Source organism: Nonomuraea recticatena (assembly GCF_039533245.1).
GTDB classification, from domain to species: Bacteria; Actinomycetota; Actinomycetes; order Streptosporangiales; family Streptosporangiaceae; genus Nonomuraea; species Nonomuraea roseola.
On sequence record NZ_BAAATE010000011.1, the window covers coordinates 150155 to 172376 of the forward strand.

Annotated in this window: 24 protein-coding genes; 19 read left to right on the forward strand and 5 right to left on the reverse strand. The window is 71.1% G+C overall.

Annotated features, from left to right (window positions below; all coding sequences use genetic code 11):
- The first annotated feature begins 230 nt into the window (after positions 1–230).
- The 12 genes from ABFX50_RS22445 (at position 231) to ABFX50_RS22500 (ending at position 13399) form a co-directional block, all read left to right on the forward strand.
- On the forward strand, positions 231–1313 hold the full coding sequence (locus tag ABFX50_RS22445) for a LacI family DNA-binding transcriptional regulator (RefSeq protein ID WP_346149241.1): 1083 nt from the start codon (positions 231–233) through the stop codon (positions 1311–1313).
- Positions 1310–2221: a carbohydrate ABC transporter permease gene (locus ABFX50_RS22450; RefSeq protein WP_183659681.1), complete on the forward strand. Its 912-nt coding sequence runs from the start codon at positions 1310–1312 to the stop codon at positions 2219–2221. The genes ABFX50_RS22445 and ABFX50_RS22450 overlap by 4 nt, the downstream gene beginning before the upstream one ends.
- Positions 2218–3036, forward strand: a complete 819-nt coding sequence (locus ABFX50_RS22455) for a carbohydrate ABC transporter permease (RefSeq protein WP_183659682.1) — start codon at positions 2218–2220, stop codon at positions 3034–3036. Before ABFX50_RS22450 ends, ABFX50_RS22455 begins: the two co-directional genes overlap by 4 nt.
- Positions 3037–3045: 9 nt before the next feature.
- On the forward strand, positions 3046–4365 hold the full coding sequence (locus ABFX50_RS22460) for an ABC transporter substrate-binding protein (protein ID WP_346149243.1): 1320 nt from the start codon (positions 3046–3048) through the stop codon (positions 4363–4365).
- Positions 4362–5306 (forward strand): ADP-ribosylglycohydrolase family protein, encoded by a 945-nt coding sequence (locus tag ABFX50_RS22465; protein WP_346149245.1) that lies wholly within the window; start codon positions 4362–4364, stop codon positions 5304–5306. The genes ABFX50_RS22460 and ABFX50_RS22465 overlap by 4 nt, the downstream gene beginning before the upstream one ends.
- Before the next feature lie 9 nt (positions 5307–5315).
- A complete protein-coding gene (locus ABFX50_RS22470; protein WP_346149247.1) occupies positions 5316–6284 on the forward strand; it encodes an ADP-ribosylglycohydrolase family protein in 969 nt (322 codons plus the stop codon).
- Entirely contained in the window at positions 6281–7420 is a 1140-nt protein-coding gene (locus ABFX50_RS22475) for an ADP-ribosylglycohydrolase family protein (RefSeq protein WP_346149249.1), read from the forward strand. Before ABFX50_RS22470 ends, ABFX50_RS22475 begins: the two co-directional genes overlap by 4 nt.
- A complete protein-coding gene (locus ABFX50_RS22480) occupies positions 7417–8769 on the forward strand; it encodes an ADP-ribosylglycohydrolase family protein (protein WP_346149251.1) in 1353 nt (450 codons plus the stop codon). The genes ABFX50_RS22475 and ABFX50_RS22480 overlap by 4 nt, the downstream gene beginning before the upstream one ends.
- A complete protein-coding gene (gene rbsK, locus ABFX50_RS22485; protein ID WP_346149253.1) occupies positions 8766–9656 on the forward strand; it encodes a ribokinase in 891 nt (296 codons plus the stop codon). Before ABFX50_RS22480 ends, rbsK begins: the two co-directional genes overlap by 4 nt.
- A 342-nt stretch (positions 9657–9998) precedes the next feature.
- Positions 9999–11219, forward strand: a complete 1221-nt coding sequence (locus ABFX50_RS22490; protein ID WP_346149255.1) for a sensor histidine kinase — start codon at positions 9999–10001, stop codon at positions 11217–11219.
- Positions 11220–11493: 274 nt separating this feature from the next.
- The gene (locus ABFX50_RS22495) at positions 11494–12234 is read left to right on the forward strand and encodes an alpha/beta hydrolase (RefSeq protein WP_346149257.1); all 741 of its coding nucleotides are present in this window, start codon (positions 11494–11496) and stop codon (positions 12232–12234) included.
- Entirely contained in the window at positions 12227–13399 is a 1173-nt protein-coding gene (locus tag ABFX50_RS22500; RefSeq protein ID WP_346149259.1) for an acyltransferase family protein, read from the forward strand. Before ABFX50_RS22495 ends, ABFX50_RS22500 begins: the two co-directional genes overlap by 8 nt.
- Here ABFX50_RS22500 and pyrF read toward each other — a convergent pair.
- Positions 13344–14150: an orotidine-5'-phosphate decarboxylase gene (pyrF, locus tag ABFX50_RS22505; protein ID WP_346149261.1), complete on the reverse strand. Its 807-nt coding sequence runs from the start codon at positions 14148–14150 to the stop codon at positions 13344–13346. The genes ABFX50_RS22500 and pyrF overlap by 56 nt on opposite strands.
- A gap of 10 nt (positions 14151–14160) precedes the next feature.
- Positions 14161–14778 (reverse strand): pyroglutamyl-peptidase I, encoded by a 618-nt coding sequence (pcp, locus tag ABFX50_RS22510; RefSeq protein WP_346149263.1) that lies wholly within the window; start codon positions 14776–14778, stop codon positions 14161–14163.
- A 133-nt stretch (positions 14779–14911) separates the two neighbouring features.
- On the opposite strand from pcp, the gene ABFX50_RS22515 reads away from it, so the two are divergent.
- Positions 14912–15181: a DUF6968 family protein gene (locus ABFX50_RS22515; RefSeq protein WP_183659695.1), complete on the forward strand. Its 270-nt coding sequence runs from the start codon at positions 14912–14914 to the stop codon at positions 15179–15181.
- Here the strand turns inward: ABFX50_RS22515 and ABFX50_RS22520 are convergent.
- A complete protein-coding gene (locus ABFX50_RS22520; protein ID WP_183659696.1) occupies positions 15174–15518 on the reverse strand; it encodes a hypothetical protein in 345 nt (114 codons plus the stop codon). The genes ABFX50_RS22515 and ABFX50_RS22520 overlap by 8 nt on opposite strands.
- Before the next feature lie 24 nt (positions 15519–15542).
- Here ABFX50_RS22520 and ABFX50_RS22525 point away from each other — a divergent pair, with 24 nt between their 5' ends.
- A complete protein-coding gene (locus ABFX50_RS22525; protein WP_346149266.1) occupies positions 15543–16334 on the forward strand; it encodes an alpha/beta hydrolase in 792 nt (263 codons plus the stop codon).
- A gap of 24 nt (positions 16335–16358) precedes the next feature.
- Complete coding sequence (locus ABFX50_RS22530) at positions 16359–16484, forward strand: HAD family hydrolase (RefSeq protein WP_346149268.1); 126 nt, start codon at positions 16359–16361, stop codon at positions 16482–16484.
- Here ABFX50_RS22530 and ABFX50_RS22535 read toward each other — a convergent pair.
- Positions 16474–16812, reverse strand: a complete 339-nt coding sequence (locus ABFX50_RS22535; RefSeq protein ID WP_346149270.1) for a winged helix-turn-helix transcriptional regulator — start codon at positions 16810–16812, stop codon at positions 16474–16476. The genes ABFX50_RS22530 and ABFX50_RS22535 overlap by 11 nt on opposite strands.
- 71 nt (positions 16813–16883) lie before the next feature.
- Here ABFX50_RS22535 and ABFX50_RS22540 point away from each other — a divergent pair, with 71 nt between their 5' ends.
- Positions 16884–17438 (forward strand): NADPH-dependent F420 reductase, encoded by a 555-nt coding sequence (locus tag ABFX50_RS22540; protein ID WP_346149272.1) that lies wholly within the window; start codon positions 16884–16886, stop codon positions 17436–17438.
- 81 nt (positions 17439–17519) lie between these two features.
- Entirely contained in the window at positions 17520–17897 is a 378-nt protein-coding gene (locus ABFX50_RS22545; RefSeq protein ID WP_346149274.1) for a hypothetical protein, read from the forward strand.
- Here the strand turns inward: ABFX50_RS22545 and ABFX50_RS22550 are convergent.
- On the reverse strand, positions 17860–19470 hold the full coding sequence (locus tag ABFX50_RS22550) for a catalase (RefSeq protein WP_346149276.1): 1611 nt from the start codon (positions 19468–19470) through the stop codon (positions 17860–17862). The two genes, ABFX50_RS22545 and ABFX50_RS22550, sit on opposite strands and share 38 nt — an antisense overlap.
- A 113-nt stretch (positions 19471–19583) precedes the next feature.
- On the opposite strand from ABFX50_RS22550, the gene ABFX50_RS22555 reads away from it, so the two are divergent.
- Together ABFX50_RS22555 and ABFX50_RS22560 are read left to right on the forward strand one after the other, a co-directional pair.
- On the forward strand, positions 19584–20759 hold the full coding sequence (locus ABFX50_RS22555) for an alpha/beta hydrolase (protein WP_346149278.1): 1176 nt from the start codon (positions 19584–19586) through the stop codon (positions 20757–20759).
- 113 nt (positions 20760–20872) lie between these two features.
- Entirely contained in the window at positions 20873–22171 is a 1299-nt protein-coding gene (locus ABFX50_RS22560; RefSeq protein ID WP_346149280.1) for an FAD-dependent oxidoreductase, read from the forward strand.
- Positions 22172–22222: the final 51 nt, after the last annotated feature.

Consider the following 22222-nt stretch of genomic DNA (forward strand, 5'->3'; position numbering starts at 1 on the left):
GCCGGTGGCGGCGCCGGCGTTCGCGGGGGCTCCCGCTCGTCCATCAGACGCCCTCTGACCGGTCACCCACGGTGACGTGATGACGTTCGCCTGGCGCAGGCAGGGCTCTGACCTGGTGTTATGTGATCGTGACTTGACCGCCACGTTACGTGCATGTTTCATGTGGCCAGCGCCGTAAACGTTTACAGCGAAGGTGCTGTAAACGTTTTCATCCGAGTGGGGGGACTGTCTTGGCCGAAGGACCCACGATCAACACGATCGCAGAGCGGGCCGGGGTGTCCATCGCCTCCGTCTCGCGGGTGCTCAACGGCCTGCCCACCAGGCAGGAGACCGTGCGCAAGGTGCTGGCCGCCGCCGAGGAGCTCGGCTACGTGCGCAACGCCGTCGCCAGGAGCCTCAAGTCGCGCCGTACCCACCAGGTGGCCTTCGCCATGGCCGACATCGGCAACCCCGTCTACCTCGCCATGGTCAGGCAGATCCAGCCGGTGCTCAAGGCGGCCGGATACCGGCTGGTGCTCCACTCCACCGACGCCATCGTCGCCGACGAGATCGACGTGCTGCACAGCCTCGGGGAGCGCTACGTCGACGGGCTGATCATGAGCCCGCTGCGCGTCACGAACGAGCACCTCAAGATGATCGCGACCGCGCGGGCGCCTGTCGTGATCATCGGTTCGGTGCCGGAGGGCACGCGGGTCGACAACGTCAGGGCCGACTCCCGCACCGGCGTCAGGCTGGCCATCGACCACCTGTACGAGCTGGGCCGCCGCCGCATCGGTTTCGTCAACGGCCCGCTCGACACCGTGCCGGGCGCCGCCCGCGCCGCCGCCTACGGCGAGGCGCTGAAGGAGCGCGGCCTGCCCTACGACGAGGAGATCGTCGAGGTGGGCGACTTCTACCGGGCCGAGGGAGCGCGCGCGGCTCGCGCGCTGCTTGACCGGGCGCCCGGCGTGGACGCGCTGATGTGCGCCAACGACCTGATCGCGCTGGGCGCGCTCGACGTGCTGCGCGCGGCGGGCCTTCGGGTCCCCGAGGACGTGGCCGTGGTCGGCATGGACGACACCGACCTGGCCGCCGCCTCGTGGCCGTCCCTGACGAGCGTGTCGCTCGGCTCGGCCGAGCGCGGCAAGGCCGCGGCCGAGCTGCTGCTCGACCGGCTCAACGACATGGACAGCCAGCCGCGCGTGGTCACGGTCGCCCCCCGGCTGGTGATCAGGGCCTCCACGGCGGGCGAAGCCGCGGTCCTCGGCGTCCGCGGCGAAACCTCGGGCGAAACCGTGAACATCCCACCCCAGTCGAAGGGAGGCACGCCATGACGGCGGTCGCGACCAGACCCCCGCGGACCTCACCCCACAAGCGCCGCAAGCCCCGCTCGCGGCAGGGCCGCGAGACCCTGCTGCTGATGCTCCCGGCGCTGGTGCCGGTCCTGCTGTTCAGCGTCGGCCCACTGCTGTACGGCATCGGCCTGGCCTTCACCGACGCGCGCGCCGGCCGCAACGCGGTCTACGAGTTCGTGGGCCCCCAGAACTTCATCGACCTGCTGTCCGACGCCGACTTCTGGGCCTCCTTCAGGATCGGCCTGATCTGGGCGGTCTCCGTCACGGGCCTGCAGTTCCTGCTCTCGCTCGGCCTCGCGATCCTGCTGAACCAGAACCTGCGGTTCAGAGGGGTGGCCAGGGTGCTCGCCGTCGTGCCGTGGGCGATGCCGCCCGTGGTGATCGGCCTGATGTGGCGCCTGGTCTACCACCCCGACGCGGGCATCCTCAACAGCATGCTCGGCACCGACATCGACTGGCTCGCCGACTTCTCACTGGCGCTGCCCGCCGTCATCGTGATGGGCATCTGGAGCGGCATGCCGCAGACCACCGTGGTCCTGCTGGCCGGGCTCCAGGGCGTGCCGAAGGAGCTGTACGAGGCGGTCGAGGTCGACGGCGCGGGCACCTGGCGCAGGTTCTGGAACATCACGCTGCCGCAGCTGCGCCCCGTGATCGTGGCCATCACCTCGCTCGACTTCGTGTGGAACATCAACCAGTTCAGCCTCGTCTACGTGCTGACCCAGGGCGGCCCCGGCGGCCAGACGCGGCTGCCGATGCTCTTCGCCTACGAGCAGGCCTTCCGCTACGGCTTCTTCGGCTACGCGGCGGCCCTCGGAGTGGCGACCATGATCGTCGTGCTCGCGGTGCTCGGCATCTATCTCTGGCGGCAGATGAGGGAGGCGTCATGAAGCAGATCCCGAAGTACGCGGCGCTGCTGGCCTACATGATCTTCCTGGTGTTCCCGCTGGTCTGGCTGGTCTCGACGGCGTTCAAGACGCCGCAGGAGATGGCCAACCTGAACCCCTCGTGGATCCCGCGCGAGCCGACCCTGAGCAACTTCGAGGCCGCCTTCACCGAGCAGGACCTGGTGGGCGCGGGCGTGCGCAGCCTCATCGTGGCGCTGTGCAGCGCGGTGCTCACCGTGGTCGTCGCCCTGCCCGCCGCCTACGCCATCGCGCGCCACCGCAGCCTGGTCAGCAAGATCGCGGTCGGGTGGGTGCTGGTCAGCCAGGTCTTCCCGTTCATCCTGATCATCATCCCGCTCTTCATGGTGCTGCGGAACCTCGATCTGGTGAGCACGCTGCCCGGTCTGATCATCGTGCACGTGACCTTCACGCTGCCGTTCGCCCTCTGGATGCTGCAGGGCTACGTGCGGGCGGTGCCTCCCGAGCTGGAGGAGGCCGCCTCCGTCGACGGCGCGGGACGCGTGCGCTCGATCGTGAGCGTGGTGGCGCCGCTGCTGGCCCCCGGCGTGGTGGCCACCTTGTTGTTCTCGTTCATCTCCTCGTGGAACGAGTTCCTCTTCGCGCTCGTGGTCCTGAAGGACCCCGACGTGATGACACTGCCGCTCACTCTGGTCCGCTTCACCGGGCCCGAGGGGGTGTCCAGGCTGGGCCCGCTGGCCGCCGCGTCGGTCGTGGCGACGATCCCCAGCCTGATCTTCTTCGCAATCATCCAGCGACGGCTGAGGTCCGGCCTCATGGCCGGAGCGGTCAAGGGCTAGGAGGCTCTTATGCGTATCAAATCCGCTTTGGCGGCCGCGGCGATCGTCGCGATGGCGGCCGCGTGCGGCTCCGGTGGCGGCGGCGGCGACGCCGCCGAGCCCGCCAAATCGGGCGGCGAGCCCGTGAAGCTGAACTTCCTCAGCCTGGCCTGGCAGAAGGAGTCCGTGGCGGCCAACAAGGAGATCGTGGAGGCCTGGAACAAGGCCAACCCGAACATCCAGGTCACCTACGTCCAGGGCAGCTGGGACAACGTCAACGACCAGCTCGTCACCTCCTTCGAGGGCGGCGACGCCCCTGACGTGATCCACGACGACTCGCCCGCGCTGTCCGGCTTCGCCTCGCGCGGCTACCTGCTGGACCTGAAGGACAAGCTGCCGGCCGAGCTGAAGAGCGACATCCCGCAGTCGGCGTGGGACACCGTCACCTTCGACGACGGCAAGGGCAACCAGGGCGTCTACGGCGTGCCGTTCCTGCAGGAGTCGCAGGTCATCATCGCCAACAAGAAGCTGCTCGACGCCGCGAAGGTGCGCGTCCCCACCGCGGACGCCCCCTGGACGTGGGACGAGTTCGCCGAGGTCAGCAAGAAGCTGACCAAGGGCGAGGCGTTCGGCGTGGCCTGGCCGATGAAGTCGCCCGTCAACAAGACGCTCAACCTGGCGCTCAACTTCAACGGCACCTTCTTCCAGACCGGCGCGGACGGCAAGACCACGGTCAAGGTCGGCCCGGAGGAGAAGCAGGTCCTCCAGCGCATCCACGACCAGCTCTACAAGGACAAGTCGGCCGACCCCTCGGCGCTCGGCATGGGCACCGCCGACCCGCTGCCCGGCTTCTTCGCCGGCAAGTACGCCCTGCTGCCCGTCGGCGTCTACCTGCGCCAGCAGGTCGTCGAGCAGGCGCCCGACGGCTTCGAGTGGGTCACCCTTCCCCCGCTGAAGGGCGAGACCACCAACCAGGGCGCGGTCTCCCAGACCCTGTCGGTCTCGGCCGACAGCAAGCACCCCGACGAGTCCATCAAGTTCATGTCGTTCTTCCTGAACGGCCCGAACCAGGCCAAGCTCGCCAAGGGCGACTGGCTGCTGCCGACCTCGCAGAAGGCCGCCGCCGACCCGTCGATGACCACCAAGGAGAACGGCTGGGACATCGCCACCGCGTCCGCCAAGGACCTCGTGGTCGCGCCGTTCCTGAAGGTCAACGGCTTCGACGAGTGGAAGAGCAAGGTCGCCACCCCGACCCTGCAGCAGTACTTCGCCAACAAGATCTCCCTTGACGACGCGGCCAAGCAGCTCGTCGAAGAGGGGAACAAGGTGCTGGAGCGGTACTCCCGGTGAGTCTGCTCAAGGATCGCGCCCGGGGGTGTCTGCTCGGCCTGGCGGCCGGCGACGCCCTCGGGGCACCTGCCGAGAACATGGAGCCCGCCCAGATCCGCGAGAAGTGGGGCCGGCTCACCGAGATCGAGGGCGGCGGCACCGACGACACGGAGTACGCGATCTTCGCTGTCTCCCTGCTCGTGCGGCACGGCCACGACCTCACCAGTGACGACGTCGCCGACGCCTACCGCAGGGAGATCATCCCCTTGGTGCTCGGCCCCATGAAGGGCGCGGGCTTCTCCGAGCTCGGCACCGTGTCGGCACTGCGGCGCGGGCTCGAACCGCCCATGACCGGGATGATCCACGCGCACGGCTGGTCCGACGGGCTGGCGATGCGGGCGGCGCCGTACGGCATCTTCTGCCCAGGCGACCCCGCTGAGGCGGCCAGGCTGATCGAGCAGGACGGCCTGGTCAGCGGCGAGGGCGAGGGCATCAACGGCGGCAGGGCGGTCGCGGCTGCCGTCGCGGTCGCCATGAGCGGCGCAGCCCCCGGCGAGGTGGTGAGAGCAGGGCTCTCCGCGATCCCCCAGGACTCGTGGACGGCCAGGACCATCTCCAGGGCGCTGCCCCTCAAGGACTCGCCCGAAGGGCTGCACGAGGCCGTGGTGATCAGGCACTACCCGTGGACCGACCTCGCGCCCGAGGCCGTGGCGCTGGCCTTCGCCGCCTACCTGCACGGCGACGGCGAGGTGGAGGAGTCGGTGACCTACGCGGTGAGCCTGGGCAGGGACGCCGACACCATCGGCGCCATCGCGGGCGCCATGGCGGGGGCAGGACGCGGCGAGGCGGGTGTGCCCGGCAGGTGGGCCGAGCGCATCGGCCCCGCCACCGGCAAGTGCCTGCCCGTCGTGGCGGGCAAGCACGTGCTCGACGTCGCGGATGAGCTCGCGAGACGACTGTAAGGACAGCACATGTCGGGGGACAGGATCACAGGAGCCTTCGTCGGGCTGGCCGTGGGCGACGCCGCCGGCTGGCCCGCGGCACGGCACCGCGCGGCGCTGCACGCGCCATGGAGCAGACGGCTGCACCGCGAGCTCGACGCCTTCGCCGAGGAGCACAGGGTCACGACGCTGCCCGTGCCTTTCGCGCTGAACCAGCCGACCGCGCCGCTGGCCGTCGGCCCTTCCGACGACGCCGAGTGGCTGGCGTGGACGGCGCTGACGCTCTCGCAGGACAGGGTGCGGGCCTTTCTCGACCTGTCGGGGCGAGACGACCTGCGGGCGCGGATCTCGGTGACCACCGCGCTCGGCAACCTGCGCGGCGGCCTCGAGCCGCCCGCCAGCGGGCACGACAACCCGCACTTCTTCGACGACGCCGCGGCCGTCAGGGCCGTGGCCTTCGGCGCCGTGGGACAGGACCCCACGCGCGACGCGCAGATCACCAACGCGGGTGACGGCGTGCTCGGCGCGAGGGCGATGGCCGCGGCGGTGGCGGCGGCGGTGTCGGGCGGCTCGGCCGCGCTGGCCGTCGAGGCGGCGCTGGCCCAGCTGCCCGAGGACAGCGCGATCGGCGTCAACGCCAGGGCGGCGCTGCGGGTGGCGCGCAAGGCGGGAGGGGCCTTCGCCGCCGTGCCCGCGCTCGACGCCGAACTGATCGACCATGTCTACAGCTACGCCGTCTCCGCGGCGGTGACCGTGCCCGTGGCGCTCGCGCTGGCGGAGGTCTCGGGCGGGTCGCTGGTCGAGGCCGTGCCCGCCGCCGCGTGCCTGGCGGCGGTGGCCGACTCGGCGCCCGCGCTCACCGGGGCGCTCACGGGCGCCTGCGGCGGATACGGCGGGATACCTGAGGGGTGGGCCGCCTCCGCACGGAGGCTGGCCGGGTGCTGCCTGCCTGAACTGGCCGGCAGGGATCTACTGGATATTTCGGAGGGAATCGCATGACGCCGCTGGAGGACAGGGCCACTGGTTGCGTGGCGGGAGCGGCGGTGGGTGACGCGCTCGGCGGCGCCACCGAGGGCTGGACTCCCGAGCAGATCACGCAGCGCTACGGTGGGACGGTCGAGGGGGTCGTCCCGCCCTTCAACGCCGACTGGCGCAACGCCCGGCCCATCGCGCCGTACCACAAGGGCGACGGCCACATCACCGACGACACCCTGATGACGCACGCGCTCATCCGCGTCTACCAGAAGGCGGGCGCTCACCTCGACGCCTACTCCATGGCCGAGCACATGGTGCCCGAGATGATGGGCGAGAAGCAGTGGATCCCCGAGCTGGAGGCCGACGCGCTGCCGCTGCAGCGGGTGTTCCTGGCGGAGAAGTGGATCGTCGCGCGGCTGCACTACGGGCACAACGACCCGCGTGAGGCGGGCGTCGGCAACATCGTCAACTGCGGCGCGGCGATGTACGTCGCGCCCGTCGGCATCGTCAACGCCGGCGACCCCGACGCCGCCTACGCCGAGGCGATCGACCTGACGGGCGCCCACCAGTCCTCCTACGGCCGCGAGGCCGCGGGCGTGATGGCAGCCGCCGTCGCTGAGGCGATGCGACCCGGCGCGAGCGCCGACTCGGTCGTGGCGACCGCCATCAGGCTGGCCAAGGACGGCACCAGGGCCGCGATCGAGGCCGTGTGCTCCAGAGCGCGCGACTTCGGCCACTGGGAGGGGTCGTTCGAGGGGTTGCGCGCGGCCATGCGTCCCTACGACACTGTCGCCGACACCTACCGCGACCAGGGGCTCGGCGCCCGGCGGCCCTCGCGGGTGCACAGCATCGAGGAGCTTCCCCTCGCGCTGGCGTTCCTGCTCATCGCCAAGGGCGACGTCAGGGACACGGTCCTGGGCGGGGTCAACTACGGGCGCGACGCCGACTCGATCGCCTCCATGGGCGGGGCGATCGCGGGCGCTCTCGGCGGGCTGTCGGCCGTGCCGTCCGACTGGGTCGAGCAGATCGGCACCGCCAGCCGTACGGACCTGGTCGCCCCCGGGCTCGCCATCGCCGAGGTCGCGCTGCGGATCCACCGCGACGACCTGGCCAGGCGCAGGGCCCACGAGGACGCCTTCGCCGAGCTGGCCGGCCAGTGATCAGGCTCACCTGGGTGCAGCCCGAGGACCTGGTGGGGCACGAGCTGCGCCAGGCCGCCGAGGACGGACGCGACGTGCGGGAGATCACCGCCCGCTGGCACGCGGCGGGCGGCCACGACGCGCCGCCCAGGGCGGGGGCCTCCGAGGCCGGCGCCCTGCGGCTGCGCGGGCTGGCCGAGGAGCTGCTGGACGAGCTGGCCACGCTGAGGTCGCCCCTGGAGGAGCCCACGGAGCTGGCCGACATCATCGCCGCCTGCCCGAGCTGGCCCGCCCGTCAGGCGGACCTCCTCCAGGACGGGAGGCCGGCGGCCAGGCCCGAGCCCGCCCGCGTGCTCGGGGCGTGGCTCGGCAGGGCGGCGGGCTGCGTGCTCGGCAAGCCGGTGGAGAAGATCCCGCGCGAGGGCATCAGGCAGATCGCCGAGGCCACGGGCAACTGGCCCATCCAGGGGTGGTTCACCGCGGTCGGGCTGCCCGACGAGATCGCCAGGCGGTGGCCGTGGAACCGGCGCAGCGCGGTCAACTCCCTCGCGGAGAACATCGACGGCGTCCCCGAGGACGACGACCTCAACTACCCGCTGCTGGCCCTGACGGTGCTCGAGCGGCACGGACGCGGCTTCACCACCGACGACGTCGCCAAGCTGTGGCTCGACGAGCTGCCTGCGGGCCGTACGTTCACCGCCGAGCGGGTCGCCTACCGCAACCTGCTGGCCGGGATCGAGCCGCCGCTGACCGCGACCTATCGCAACCCCTTCCGCGAGTGGATCGGCGCGCTGATCAGGACCGACCTCTACGGGTGGGTCAACCCGGGCGACCCCGCGACCGCGGCGGAGTACGCCTGGCGCGACGCCCGCCTCACCCACACCGCCAACGGCGTCTACGGCGCGATGTTCGTGGCCGCCATGTGCGCCCAGTCGCTGGTCGCCACCTCGGTGAAGGAAGTGGTCGAGGCGGGCCTGTCCGTCGTCCCTCCGCGCTCCAGGCTGGCAGGCGCCGTACGGCAGGCGGTCGAGGACGCCTCGGCCGCCGCCGACTTCGAGCAGGTCCTCGACCGCCTGCACGAGCGGCACGGCGACCTGCACTGGGTGCACACGATCAACAACGCCGCCCTCGTCGCCGCCACCCTCGTGCACGCCCAGGGTGACTTCACCGCCTCGATCGCGGGCGCGGTCGCGGGCGGCTGGGACACCGACTCGGCGGGCGCGACGGTCGGCTCGATCGCCGGAGCGCTGAACGGAGGCGTGCCCGAGCGGTGGAGGATGCGTGACAGCCTGGCCTCCAGCCTGACCGGGTTCGACGGCATCGCGCTGGGTGAGCTCGCCGAGCGCACGGAGAGGATGATGGAGTCATGATCTCGGTTTTCGGCAGCGCGAACATGGATCTGGTCGCCTACGTCCCCTCGGCGCCCAAACTCGGAGAGACGGTCACGGGGCGCGCCTTCCGCACCATCCCCGGCGGCAAGGGGGCCAACCAGGCGATCGCCGCCGCCCGAGCGGGCGGCCAGGTCGCCTTCCTCGGCGCGGTGGGCGACGACTCCTTCGGCGCCGCGTTGCGCGCCACCCTGGAGGAGGCGGGGGTCGACGTCGCCGCGCTGCGGCGGGTCGAGGGCCCGAGCGGCATCGCGCACATCGTGGTGGAGGACGCGGGAGGCAACTCGATCATCGTCGTGCCCGGCGCGAACGGCAGGGTCACCGAACCCTCCGGCGACGACCTGAGCGTGATCGCCGGCTCCTCCGCGCTGCTGCTCCAGCTGGAGCTGCCCATGGAGGCCGTCATCGGCGCGGCCCAGGCCGCCCAGTTGTCGGGCGTCGCGGTGATCCTCACCCCCGCGCCCGCCCAGCCGCTGCCGGAGGAGCTGCTCGACGCGGTCAGCCTCATCGTCCCGAACGAGCACGAGGCCGCGGCGATCACCGGGCTGACCGACCAGGACAAGGCGCTGGACGCGCTGCTCGAGCGGGTCCCCGAGGCGGTGATCACCCTGGGCTCCGAGGGCGGCCTGTACGGCTCTCGCGAAGGCGCGCGCCTGCGCGTGCCCGCGGTCAGGGTGAAGGCCGTCGACACGACCGCCGCGGGCGACACCTTCGTCGGCGCGCTGTCGGTGGCCCGCTCGGAGGGCATGGCGCCCGCCGACGCCCTCCACTTCGCCTCGGTCGCCGCGTCGATCTCGGTCCAGCGCGAGGGCGCGAGCACCTCGATGCCCACCCGCGCCGAGATCGACGCCGCGCTGAACACCGGCTGAGCCTTCAGGGAAGGAGCGCGCCGTTGGCGCCCCCAGGGAGATCGACCTGCGACCACGCGGTTTTTGTTCCTGAGGGGGCCAGGCCCCGTCGCCCAGAGCTCGCAGCTACCGTGCGCCTGGTGGTACGGGCCCGAGTGGAGGGCCGTCGTCGTGTGATCATCACTCTTAGGAGTGATGATTTCGACCACTCTGAGGTATAACGCCACCTGCGCCGCAATCGCCTAAAATAGGTAAGTGATCTTGCGCGACGGCCTCAGGCAGCTGACCCGGCCGATCATCCTAGCCCTGGTCAAGGGAGAATCCGGGCCGTCGTTCCCTCGATCACGCCGTCTGGGGCCACCCATGCCCGCCTTCTTGGGCCTGCTGCCGTTCCGGACCATCGATCTGGTCCTGCTGGCCGAAATCCTGCTCGCCTGGGGCCTGTTCAGCACCGGGCTCTCGGACCTCCTGGAGGGGCAGAGGCGGCTGGTGGCGTTCTCTCCCGGCGGCCCGGCGAGCGTGTTCCCCGAGGCGTTCCTGTGGTTCGCGGCGGCGGCGTCCTCCTTGCCCCTGCTGTTGCGCACCTGGTGGCCGCTGGCGGCCTGGCGGCTGGCCACGGTGAGCATGCTCCTGAGCGTCCCGATCGTGCAGACGTTGGTCTCCACCCCCTACTCCGTGGCGGCGGTCATCACCTACCCGCTGGTCGTCTACTCCGTCGCCACACGCTGCGAACGGGAGACCACCCTGGGCGTGTGGGTCCTCTCCGTGCTTGCCGCGGGGGCGCTCGACCCCTCCCACGCCCCTGATCTGCTGTGGAGCCCTGAGATCCTGGGCGGTGCGGCCCTGCTGGCCGTCGCCGCGATCCTGGGCTACAACGTGCGCGCCCGGCGGCTGGCCGCCACGCGCCTGGCCGAGGAGGAGCAGCGCAGCGAGCGGGCGCTGGCCGGGCAGGCCGCGCTGGAGGAACGGGCCAGAATCGCCAGGGAACTACACGACGTCGTGGCGCACCACATGTCGGTGATCGCCATCCAGGCGGAGGCCATCCCGCTGAAGGCGGGCGGGGAGCCCAGGCAGTTGGAGGAGGGCATGGCGGAGATCCGCACGCTCTCGCTCGCGGCCATGACCGAGATGCGCCGCGTGCTGGGCGTGCTGCGGGACGAGGACGGGCGCACGGACACCGCGCCGCAGCCCGGCCTCGGCCGCCTGGAGGAGCTCGTCGCCACCGCGCGCTCCGCCGGGCTCACCGTGACGCTCAAGCTGGTGGGCGACCTGCTCGGGCTGCCCACGGCGGTGAGCCTGTCCGCCTACCGGATCGCGCAGGAGTCGCTCAGCAACGCCATGCGGCACGCGCCCGGATCGGCCGTCTCGATGAGAATCGCCCGTTCCAGAGCCGAGCTGCACATCCAGGTGACGAACAGCGCCGGGCGCGGCTCCCCGGCGAAACCGGGACACGCAGGACACGCGGGACACGGCCTGATCGGGATGAGGGAGCGGGTGTCCATGCTCGGCGGAAGCCTGTGGGTGGGGCCTGCCGGGACGGGGTTCGCGGTCACCGCCATACTCCCGATCGTGGAGAACGCGTGACGATCCGGGCTCTCGTCGCCGACGACCAGGGACGCTCCAGCCAGGAGATCGCCGAGGAGCGCGTGCCTGCCGGAGCAGACCGTCAAGACTCACGTGAGCCGCATCCTGGCGAAGCTGGATCGTCCACGCCTACGGGACGGGCCTGTTGCGGGCAGGCGGTCAGACCCTCTCCCTCCGTGGAGGGACACGGAGGTGGGCACCCCAGTGTGATGTGATCGACGATCATGAATTCTAGCGTTCTGACTGGTTCTTCCATCCAGTCAGAAAGGCTCGCATGTTCCGCCGCGCACGCACAGTGGCCGCCGCCGCAGCGTTGACCTACCTCATCGTCCCCGCTCCCCAGGGTGACCGGATCGTCAAGGTCTATGGGGATCTGGGCACGGCGGAGCACGTCGCCGTCATCGTCCCGGGTTCCGACACCACGGCCGCCACCTTCGACGGCGGCAGGGCCAAGCCGTACAGCACGCCGGGGGGAGGTGCCCGCGCGCTGCTGGCCGAGGCGCGGGCGCTGGACCCCGGCTCCAGACTGGCCGTGGTCGCCTGGCTCGGCTACGACAGCCCGGCGACCGTCAGCCTCGCGGTGGCGACGGACACGTCCGCCGTCGCAGGGGGCGGGGCGCTGAGGCGCTATGTCACCGAGACGCTCAGGGGCAGGCGGGTCAGCCTGCTGTGCCACAGCTACGGATCGGTCGTGTGCGCCAAGGCCGCTCCGGGGTCGGGCGCCGCCGAGCTGGCCGTCTTCGGCAGCCCAGGCCTCGGCGTCTCAGCCGCCGCCGACCTGGGCGGGCCCCGGCTGTGGGCGGGAAGCGGCGCCCAGGACTGGATGCGCGGCGTGCCCAAGCTCCGGCTCGGACCCCTCGGGTTCGGTCCCGATCCGGCCGCCCCCGCCTTCGGCGCCCACCTGTTCGCGACGGGTGAGGCCGGACACAGCGACTATCTCAAACCGGGCAGTGAATCGCTGCGCAACCTCACTTTGATCGCCCTCGGCCGGACCGGCGAGGTGTCCCGTGGCTAGCGTCGCGACGCGGATCGCGACGGCCACTCCGGCGGACAGGGACCGGGGGGTGGACGCGCTGCGCGCGCTGGCGATCCTGGGGGTGGTCCTGGGGCACTGGATGGTCACGGCGTGGGCGCGCGGACCCGGCGGAACGATACGCGTCTCCAGCCCGCTCATCCACCTGCCGGAGTTCACGCCGGCGTCATGGGTGCTGCAGACCCTGGCGGTGTTCTTCTTCGTGGGCGGCTACGCGGCGGCACGGAGCCTGCGCGCGGCGAAGGGGCGTCCGGCCTGGGTGCGGGCCAAGATGGGGCGGCTTCTGCGACCGGTCGGGGCACCTGCGCTGATCTGGGCGGGGATCGCGGCCGGGCTGATGCTGAACGGCATGCCGCCCGGTTCGATCAGGGCGCTGGTGCTGCCGGTGGCCGCGCCGGTATGGTTCCTCGCGGTCTTCGCCGCGCTCACGTCAGCCACTCCTCTGCTGGTGCGTGCGCGGCCGGGCGTTCTGATCGTCTCGGCGGCCGGGGTCGTGCTCGCGGTGGACGTGGGCAGGTTCGCCCTCGGCGGGCCGGCCTGGCTGGGGTGGGTGAACCTGGCGGCCGGCTGGCTGGTGCCGTACGCGCTGGGCATCGCCTGGGGTCAGGGCGCGTTCACCTCCCGCCGGGCGGCGGTGGGCTTGCTGGCGGGAGGTACGGCCGGGGCCGTGGCGCTGGTCGCCGGGTTCGGCTATCCGGCCAGCATGGTGGGGGTGACCGGCGCGAAGGTCTCCAACCTCAGCCCGCCCACGCTCGCCGCGGTCTGCTTCGGGATCGCCCAGGTGGGGCTGGCGCTGTTGCTGCGCGGGCCGCTCACCCGCCTGATGCGGCGGCCCCCGCTGTGGGCGGCGGTGGCGATGGTAAACCTGTCCGCGATGACGATCTTCCTGTGGCATCAGACCGCGCTGCTGGTGACCGTCCTGGTGGCGCTGCGCTTCGGCGACCTTCCCGGCCTGCTGACATCTCCCGCCGAGCCCGTCTGGCTGCTGCAGCGGCTGGCCTGGCTCCCGGTCCTCGCCCTGCTGCTGGTCCTCGGACTGCTGCCGGGCATGCTCCGCGGCTTCTTCAACGACCGGACCTCGTCATCGAGCTCTAGCCTCTCAGGTGCTCCACGCACTCGTCGCGGTAGCGCTCGACCTGGCTCCTGACGCGCGAGGGGTCGGTGAGCACCGCCCTCGACACCGAGGGCAGCACCGCGTGCCGTACGCCGGAGAAGAGCCTGGCCACCGCGGAGGGAGAGCCGCCCTGGGCGCCGAGACCAGGCGACAGGATGGGCCCGCCCAGGCGGTCGAGGGGGTGGCCGACCTTGTCCAGCGTCGCGCCCACGACCACTCCGACCGAGCCGAGGTCGTCCTCGCCCTCGTTGGCGGCCGCCACCCCTTCGAAGATCTGGTCGGCCACGGCCGACTGCAGGGTGAGCGCCTCGGGGTTGGAGGTGCGGGCCAGCACGAACACGCCGGCGTCGTTGGCGCGCGCGGTGGTGATCGCGCCCGCCAGCGAGCCGAACCCCAGGTACGGGCTGACGGTCATCGCGTCGGCGGCCATGGGGCTGCCCTGCTCCAGGTACGCCTCGGCGTAGCCGGCCATCGTGGAGTCGATGTCGCCCCTCTTGACGTCGAGGATCACCAGCGCTCCCGCCTCGCGCAGGGAGGGGATCACCCGCTCGAGCACCGCCACGCCCCTGCTGCCCCACCGCTCGAAGAAGGCCGACTGCGGCTTGACCGCCGCGGCCACGCCGGACACCGCCTCGGCCACGGTGAAGGTGAAGCGTTCGAGCCCCGCGGGGGAGTCGTCGAGGCCCCACGCGGTCAGCAGCGCGGGGCTCGGGTCGATGCCCACGCACAGCGGCCCTCGCCGCTCCATCTGCGCGCGCAACCGCACGCCGAACGGCTCGCTCATGCCCGCGACTCTACTGGACGGTTCCCTCGGCGAGCTCGGCCTCGGCGCTGTCAGCCGCCTTGACCAGGGCGGCAAGGGCACGCGCTACCGTGGTGGTCTCCATGCTCGGCCGTCCGGACCCGGTGACCTGGTGCGGCGCGTACGGCACGTGCACGAAGCCGCCCCGCAGGCCGGGCCGCTCGGTCGCGATCAGGTGCGCCAGGCCGTAGGCCACCTGGTTGCAGACGAACGTGCCCGCGGTGTAGGAGACCTCGGCGGGGATCCCCTCCTCGCGCACGGCGCGCGCCATCGCCTTGACCGGCAGCGTGGACAGGTAGGCGTCGGGGCCGCCCTCCACCACCGGCACCCCGTACGGCCTGCGCCCCTCGTTGTCGGGGATGCGCGCCTCGATGAGGTTGATCGCGACCTTCTCCACCGAGATCGCCGTCCGCCCTCCCGCCTGCCCTGTGCAGAGCACCAGCTCGGGATCGTGCAGGTCGACGGCCTCGCGCAGCGCCGTCAGCGCGCCCGAGAACGTGCAGGGCAGCTGGGCCACGCTCACCCCGGGGACCAGCACGACGGCGTCGTAGGACGGGTTCGTCGTCTCCCCGCCGAAGGGCTCGAACCCGGTCAGCAGCACACGCGTCATGTCATCCATCCTCGAGGTGGTCTCGTCGCCTTCCGAGGACGAGTGTCGGGCATGGCGGTCACCGGACGAAACGGTGCGGACCGCTTCATGGTGATCACTTTCGCCAGGGGGCCGACTGGGTAGATCACCTGACATGTACGAGATCGCCCAGCGTGTTCTCACGCTGCTGACCGAGCCGCAGCGCGAGGTCACGGTGACCGTCGGCCTGCCGTACGAGGAGCCGACGGGGGAGTGGTCGTGTCCCTACCGCATCGACGGGCTGGCCGGATGGGAGCACGAGAGGAAGGTCTCCGGCGTGGACTCGATCCAGGCCCTGGAGATCGTGCTGACCGTCGTGCGCAGCGCCCTGGAGGGCTCGCCAGAGGCGCGCGACGGGCTGCTGGTCTGGGAGGAGTTCACCTGAGCAGGCGGCGCCAGCGGGGCAGCTCGGTCACGACGGTCGCGGCGGCGAGGAGCGACACGACGACCGCGACCGCGGGGGCCCACGCCAGCCATGACGACGCCACGGCCGCGACCAGCTGGAGCAGCACGAGCAGGATCGTGACGACACCGGGTACGGCCACGATCACGTGACGCTTGTCCCCGGGCGTGGAGAACAGGGTCGGGAGCCCGATCAACACGATCACCGACAGTACGGCCAGCGGCACGGAGTGTGGCGCCAGGGCCCACGGCGTGGCGATCCAGGCGAGCAACTCGGTGGCGAATCGAAGTGCAGAGCCGATTCCGGCTTTTTCAGGCACCCGGAAACCCTACTATGTGCCGTTATGTCTGACACAAGACTGCTGGAGCTCAGGGCGCGTACCCCTCAACGCCCACCGGGACCGGAGCTGGCCCAGGTTCTCGACCTGACCAGCCCCTCAGGGCTGCGCCTGCGCCGCTACCGTCCCGCCGAGCGCCCCCGCCCGCTGATGGTGTACCTGCACGGCGGCGGCTGGGTGATCGGCGATCTGGACTCCCATGACAGGACCTGCCGCAGGATCGCGCTGGAGTGCGACGTCGAGGTGCTGGCGGTGGACTACAGGCTCGCCCCCGAGCACCCGTGCCCCGCGGCGCTCGACGACGCCGTGGAGGTGCTGCGCTGGGCCAGGCCCGTCGCCGTCGCGGGCGACAGCTCCGGCGGCTACCTGGCGACGATGGCCTGCCTGCGCCTGCGCGACGAGGGCTGCGCGGTGCCCGCTCTCCAGGTGCTGCTCTGCCCCAACACCGACCTCACGCTCTCCTGCGCCAGCGTCGCCTCGGGCTCAGGGCTCGACGCCGACACGCTCGCCTGGTTCGTCGCCCAGTGGGTGCCGGAACCCGCCGCTCGCGCCGCCGCCAGCCCGCTGCTGTCGCCCAACCTGTACGGCCTGCCGACCACGCTCCTGGTCACCGCCGAGAACGACGCCCTGCGCGACGAGGGCGACGCCTACGCCGCCAGGCTCGCGGCGGCCGGTGTGAGGGTGGTGCACAGGCAGGAGCCGGGGCTGGAGCACGGCTTCATCCAGGACGCCTCCCCCGAGGCGGCCGCGGCCCACGACAGGGTCTTCTCCGACATCAAAGCGCTGATCCCGCGCTGAGCCTCATGCCGGATCATGCCCGGCATGAGCCATCCCCACCTGATCGCGACCGACCTGGACGGCACGCTCCTCGACGCCGAAGGCGGCCTCTCCCCGCTCACCCGCCGCGCCCTGCGGCTGGTCAGCGAGGCGGGGGCCGTCACGTCCTGAAGCCGTCCTGGGCGGCCATGACCTCCTCGGCGTGCTCGAAGGCCCACACGCCGAACGCCTCGATCGGCTCCAGCATGCTGAGGCCCAGCTCGGTCAGCGCGTACTCCACCCTCGGCGGCGCCTCGGCGTAGGCCGTGCGGGAGACGATCCCGTTGAACTCCAGGCGGCGCAGCGTCTCGTTCAGCACCTTAGGACTGATCCCGCCGATGGTGGCCCGCAGGTCGGCAGGGCGGCTCGGCCCGTGCCGCAGCGCCCACACCACCACCGCGTTCCAGGTGTTGGCGAGCAGGTCGAAGGCCAGCCTGGCCTGGCAGTCAGCGAGGAACATCCCGGCACGCACCAATCGGTATCTATTGATTTTTCTATCTTCGTCCTTACCTACACCCTTGAGGAGGACGGATGCGTATCGGCATTCTCGGCGCGGGCGGCATGGCCGACGCCCTCGGCACCCAGTGGACGCGCGCGGGCCACCAGGTGAGGACCAGCGGCAGGAGCTCGGGCTCCTTCGCCCAGGCGATGGCGTACGGCGACGCCGTGCTGCTCGCCGTCCCCGCCCACGCCGCGCTCGGCGTGGTCGACGAGTCGCTGCGCGGCAAGGTGCTCATCGACTGCACGAACCCGATCGAGGACGGCGAGCTGACGGCCGACCATCCCATGGCCGAGCGGCTCGCCGCCGCCACGGGAGCGCACGTGGTCAAGGCGTTCAACCTGTGCCACGTGGACGTCTGGCGGATGACGCCGCCGGTGTTCGGCGGTCGCCCGCTGGCCGTGCCGCTGTGCGGGGACGACGAGGGGGCGCTGGCGGTGGTGCGGCGGCTGGTCGAGGATCTGGGCTGCACGCCGTACGACGGGGGAGGGCTGGCCAGGGCCGCACTGTTGGAGGCGACGGCCGCCTTCATGATCGGCCTGTGGTTCAAGGGCCTGGACGCCCAGGCCATCGCGCCGCCGCTGTGACAGGACTACACCCGCCGATGTAGTCGCGATGACGACCGGTGGCGGATGCGCGGGTCCGCCGCTCGCCCGATCCTGGTCCACATGGTCAGATTCCGCACCCCCTTCAAGATCTTCACCGCGGTCAACGTGGTGGCGGTCCTCCTGCAGGCCTTCACCGCCGGTCAGCTGCTCGGTGGCGCGGGCAGCGCGATGCACGGCACGGGCGCCGGAGCCGTCCATGTCGCCGGGTTGCTCCTGCTCGTCACCGGCGTGCTCATGTGGCGCCCCGGCAGGGGCCCGGGCTGGCCCGCACTGGCCAGCCTGGTAATCGTCCTGCTGGGCTTCGTTCAGTCGGCGACAGGCGGCTCGGGCGCCGTCGCCCTGCACGTGCCCCTCGGTATGGTGATCATGGGCAGCAGCGTGTGGCTGGCGGTCTGGGCGTTCACACCCTCCCGTTCGGCACGCAGTGTGTCATCGTGAGCCCCGCGACGTCGCGGGGGCCGTTCTTGCCGAGCTGTGAGAGCCTCTTGGTCTCCTCCTCGTTCAGCTCCTGCTTGGGCAGGGGCTCCAGGTGGGCGACGTCCGCGGGCGTGATGCCCAGCCCCTGGCCGACGCGCAGGCCGAGGTCGTCCTCCACCATGAGGAAGTGCCAGACCATGCGCTCCTGGATCGGCCGGTCGCACTGCTTGAGGTTGGCGACGAGATTGGTCACCAGGTCGTCGCGCTCCCACTCCTGCATGAGCAGGTAGCGCTGGCCCGCCTGCAGGTAGTCGTTGGTGCGCGGGATGCGCTTGCGGGTGAGCCGTCCCGTCAGCACGGGACCCTGCTCGTCGTGCGTCGGGTACTCCGCCTCCCGCAGCCCGCCGGTGATCGACGGCTCGTAGTTGACGTGCGGGTTCTCGCCCTCGCCGTCGACGTGGTAGGTCATCAGGCCGTCGCGCTGGTTGGTCCGCACGTCGGCGTGCTTGGCCTGGTTCACCGGTAGCTGCAGGTAGTTGGGCCCCACCCGGTAACGCTGGGTGTCGCTGTAGGAGAACGTCCTGCCGACCAGCATCTTGTCGTCGGAGAAGTCGAGCCCGTCCACCAGCACACCGGTGCCGAAGGAGATCTGCTCGTTCTCCGCGAAGTTGTTGGCCACGTTGCGGTTGAGCACCATCTTGCCGACGGGCATCGGAGGGAACTCGTTCTCCGGCCAGACCTTGGTGTCGTCGAGCGGGTCGAAGTCGAGCTCGGCGTGCTCGTCGTCGGTCATGATCTGCACGAGGAGCTCCCACTCGGGGTAGTCGCCCCTGTCGATCGCCTCGTGCAGGTCCCTGGTCGCGTGCCCCAGATCGAGCGCCTGCACCTTGGAGGCCTCTTCCTGGGTCATGCTCTTGACGCCCTGCTTCGGCATCCAGTGGTACTTCACCAGGTGCGTCTCGCCGCGGGCGTTGACCCACTTGTAGGTGTTGACGCCGAAGCCCTGCATGTGCCGGTAGTCGGCCGGGATGCCTCTCGGGCTGAACAGGTTGACCAGCATGTGCATGCTCTCGGGCGTCTGCGACATGAAGTCGAAGATCCGGTTCGGCTCCTGCCTGAACGTCACGGGATCGGGCTTGAGCGCGTGGATGACGTCGGGGAACTTGATGGCGTCCCTGATGAAGAAGACTCCCAGGTTGTTGCCGACCAGGTCCCAGTTGCCGTCCTCGGTGTAGAACTTCACCGCGAAGCCGCGCGGGTCGCGGGCCGTCTCGGCGGAGTCGCGCCCCCCGATGACCGTGGAGAAGCGGATGGCCAGGTCGGTGCGCTTGCCCCGGTCCTGGAAGAGCTTCGCTCTGGTGTAGCGGGAGATCGGCTCGTCACCGAGCATGCCGTACGCCTCGAAGTAGCCGTATGCCGTCACGCCTCTGGCGTGGACCACCCGTTCGGGGATGCGCTCCCTGTCGAAATGGCTGATCTTCTCCAGGAACTGGTAGTTCTCGAGTGTCGCGGGCCCGCGGGCGCCGACCGTGCGCTGGTTCTGATTGTCGAAAACGGGGTGTCCCTGCCGGTTGGTCAGAAACTTGTCCGTCATGGCGCCGTTTTCCCTCCTCGTAGGGTGCCTGCCACCCCTCCATATCCGGAAGAAAGGTCGATAAAAGTCCATATGGGCTTTGACTCCAGCGGGTCCATCAGCATGCTTGCCTCATGACGGACGTACGGGTGATCGTCGGCCCCGGACTGCGGGCGGACAGGGCGCTGGTGGGGGAGGTCGCCGAACGGGAGTTCGCGGCCCTGGGAGTGCGCGGTGTGCTCACACACGCCCGCGACGCCACCGAGACCCACACTCTTCTCCGCGGTACGGCCGGCGCGGCCGAGGACGGGGCCGTCGTGGTCGTTCCCGGAGCTTCGCGGGAGACGCGCGCGCTCATGGAGCAGGGCGGCGAGATCGTCTGGTGCGACTTCGGCAAGGTCCGCAGGGTGGACGGCGCCGCGCACATCCACGGCAGGGGGATCGAGGGGCTCGCGTGGGCGATCAGGCACGCCGTCCACCGGTTGCGACACCGCCCGCTGCGCGTCCCGTACGGCCCGCACCCCGAGCAGTGGGGCGACCTGCACCTGCCGGACGCGCCGGACGCCGCGAGGGGAGCGGTGCCGGTCGTGACACTCGTGCACGGCGGATACTGGCGCTCGATCTGGGCGGCCGACCTGATGGAGGCGCTCTGCGCCGACCTGACGGCCCGTGGATTCGCCGCGTGGAACCTGGAGTACCGCCGCCCCGACCTGCACGGCTGGGACGCCACCACCGCCGACATCGCCGCCGGCCTCGCCGCCCTCCCCTCCATGGCCGCCTCCGAGACCACGACTCTGCCTGGAGCCGTTTCGGGGGAGGGGATGCTGCTCGACCTCGATCGGGTGGCGGTCGTCGGGCACTCGGCCGGGGGCCAGCTGGCCCTCAGAGCCGCGGCCGACGGCGCGGGCGTGGCGCTCGCCGTGTCCCTCGCAGGAGTGCTCGACCTGGAGGAGGGCGACCGCCGCCACCTCAGCTCGGGCGCGGTCGCGGCGGCGCTCGGCGGTCACGCCTCAGGGGAGAGCGAGGTGCCGCACGAGCGGTACACCTCCTCCAGCCCTCTGCTCCGCCTCCCCCTGGGAGTGCCGCAGCTCATCGTCCAGGGCTCGGGCGACGACCTCGATCTGGTCGACTTCAGCCGCAGGTACGCCAGGGCAGCCGAGGAGGCGGGGGACGAGGTCACCTACATGGAGATGTCAGGCGACCACTTCGCGGTGATCGCCCCCCGCACGCCCATCTGGCGCACCACCGCCCTGGCCATCGCCGACCACCTCTCCCGCAGGGTCCCGCCCAAGAAACCGGGCCTCTCCTGACCTCCTGCTCTCGAGAAGCGACATGCCGGTCGCCCACGGCGGGCCGGGCCGTCGGGCGGTGGCGTTTTCGTTCGCCGGGCCGTACGAAGGAAAAAGGAGGGAAGGGAGCCACTGTGGAGGTCACCATCGTCGGAGCCGGTCTGGTCGGCTGTCTGCTCGCCTGCTACCTCTCACGCCGCGGCCACGAGGTCACCCTCTACGAGCGCCGCCCCGACCCGAGGGCGGCGGGCGCCGAACGCGGCAGGTCGATCAACCTGGCGATCTCCGAGCGCGGCATCGACGCGCTGCGCAGGCTCGGCCTGGCCGAAGAGGTGCTGGCCGAGGCGCTGCCGATGCCGGGCAGGATGATGCACGCCACCGACGGCGCGCTCACCTTCCAGCCCTACTCTGCCGACGGCTCGCACGCGATCAACTCCATCAGCAGGGCCGCTCTGAACCGCAAACTCCTCGACGCCGCCGAGGCGCACCCGAACGTCACGGCCAGGTTCGGCCACCGGCTGGCCGGCATCGGCAACGGCACGCTGGAGTTCGAGACCGACGGCGGGCCGGTCACGGAGAAGGGTCCGCAGGTCGTCATCGGCGCCGACGGCGCCTACAGCGCGGTCAGGGCCAGGCTGCAGGCCCTGCAGGGGACCGATTTCAGCCAGGAGTACCTCGACTACGGCTACAAGGAGCTGACGATCCCGCCCAAGCTCGGCGAGTTCGCCTTCGACCCTGGAGCGCTGCACATCTGGCCGCGCGGCAGGTCGATGATGATCGCGCTGCCGAACCCCGACAAGTCGTTCACCTGCACGCTGTTCTGGCCGCATGAGGCGCTGGCCAGGCTGGACACTCCCGAGCGGGTCCGCGCCCACTTCACGCAGGAGTATCCCGACGCCGCCGAGGTGATGCCGCACCTGGCCTCCGACTACGCCCGCAACCCCGTCGGCCACCTGGTCACGATGCGCTGCGACCCGTGGCACGGCGCGGTCGGCGGCACGCTGATCGGGCTGGTCGGCGACGCGGCCCACGCGATCGTCCCCTTCTACGGCCAGGGCGCCAACTGCGGCTTCCAGGACTGCGTCGAGCTCGACCGGTGCCTGGAGGAGACGGGCGACGACTTCGCGGGGGCGCTCGAGCTGTTCCAGCGGCGCAAGGCCGACACCGACGTCATCGCCAGGCTCGCGCTGGACAACTTCGTGGAGATGCGCGACAAGGTGGGCTCCAGGGTGTTCCTCGCGCAGAAGAGGATCGAGCACGCGCTGGAGCGGATGCTGCCCGGGCGTTACGTCTCCCGCTACGAGCTGGTCTCCTTCACCACCACCCCGTACGCCGAGGTGGAGCGGCGGATCGCCCGCCAGCGAAGGTGGGCGGGGGCGTCCGCGGCCGCGCTGCTGATCGCCGGGGCGGTCACCTGGAAGAGATGGCGATAAGTCACGATTCCGATCGTGGTGACTCCCGAGCAAGTGCCCGGATCCGCTTCC

Bases quoted from the DNA above. Each gene is read 5' to 3' on its own strand.
- ABFX50_RS22450 (WP_183659681.1), top strand. From the start codon at position 1,310: ATGACGGCGGTCGCGACCAGACCCCCGCGGACCTCACCCCACAAGCGC.
- ABFX50_RS22455 (WP_183659682.1), top strand. From the start codon at position 2,218: ATGAAGCAGATCCCGAAGTACGCGGCGCTGCTGGCCTACATGATCTTC.
- ABFX50_RS22460 (WP_346149243.1), top strand. From the start codon at position 3,046: ATGCGTATCAAATCCGCTTTGGCGGCCGCGGCGATCGTCGCGATGGCG.
- ABFX50_RS22470 (WP_346149247.1), top strand. From the start codon at position 5,316: ATGTCGGGGGACAGGATCACAGGAGCCTTCGTCGGGCTGGCCGTGGGC.
- ABFX50_RS22475 (WP_346149249.1), top strand. From the start codon at position 6,281: ATGACGCCGCTGGAGGACAGGGCCACTGGTTGCGTGGCGGGAGCGGCG.
- rbsK (WP_346149253.1), top strand. From the start codon at position 8,766: ATGATCTCGGTTTTCGGCAGCGCGAACATGGATCTGGTCGCCTACGTC.
- ABFX50_RS22490 (WP_346149255.1), top strand. From the start codon at position 9,999: ATGCCCGCCTTCTTGGGCCTGCTGCCGTTCCGGACCATCGATCTGGTC.
- ABFX50_RS22495 (WP_346149257.1), top strand. From the start codon at position 11,494: ATGTTCCGCCGCGCACGCACAGTGGCCGCCGCCGCAGCGTTGACCTAC.
- pyrF (WP_346149261.1), bottom strand. From the start codon at position 14,150: ATGAGCGAGCCGTTCGGCGTGCGGTTGCGCGCGCAGATGGAGCGGCGA.
- pcp (WP_346149263.1), bottom strand. From the start codon at position 14,778: ATGACGCGTGTGCTGCTGACCGGGTTCGAGCCCTTCGGCGGGGAGACG.
- ABFX50_RS22515 (WP_183659695.1), top strand. From the start codon at position 14,912: ATGTACGAGATCGCCCAGCGTGTTCTCACGCTGCTGACCGAGCCGCAG.
- ABFX50_RS22525 (WP_346149266.1), top strand. From the start codon at position 15,543: ATGTCTGACACAAGACTGCTGGAGCTCAGGGCGCGTACCCCTCAACGC.
- ABFX50_RS22530 (WP_346149268.1), top strand. From the start codon at position 16,359: ATGAGCCATCCCCACCTGATCGCGACCGACCTGGACGGCACGCTCCTC.
- ABFX50_RS22535 (WP_346149270.1), bottom strand. From the start codon at position 16,812: ATGTTCCTCGCTGACTGCCAGGCCAGGCTGGCCTTCGACCTGCTCGCC.
- ABFX50_RS22540 (WP_346149272.1), top strand. From the start codon at position 16,884: ATGCGTATCGGCATTCTCGGCGCGGGCGGCATGGCCGACGCCCTCGGC.
- ABFX50_RS22545 (WP_346149274.1), top strand. From the start codon at position 17,520: ATGGTCAGATTCCGCACCCCCTTCAAGATCTTCACCGCGGTCAACGTG.
- ABFX50_RS22550 (WP_346149276.1), bottom strand. From the start codon at position 19,470: ATGACGGACAAGTTTCTGACCAACCGGCAGGGACACCCCGTTTTCGAC.
- ABFX50_RS22555 (WP_346149278.1), top strand. From the start codon at position 19,584: ATGACGGACGTACGGGTGATCGTCGGCCCCGGACTGCGGGCGGACAGG.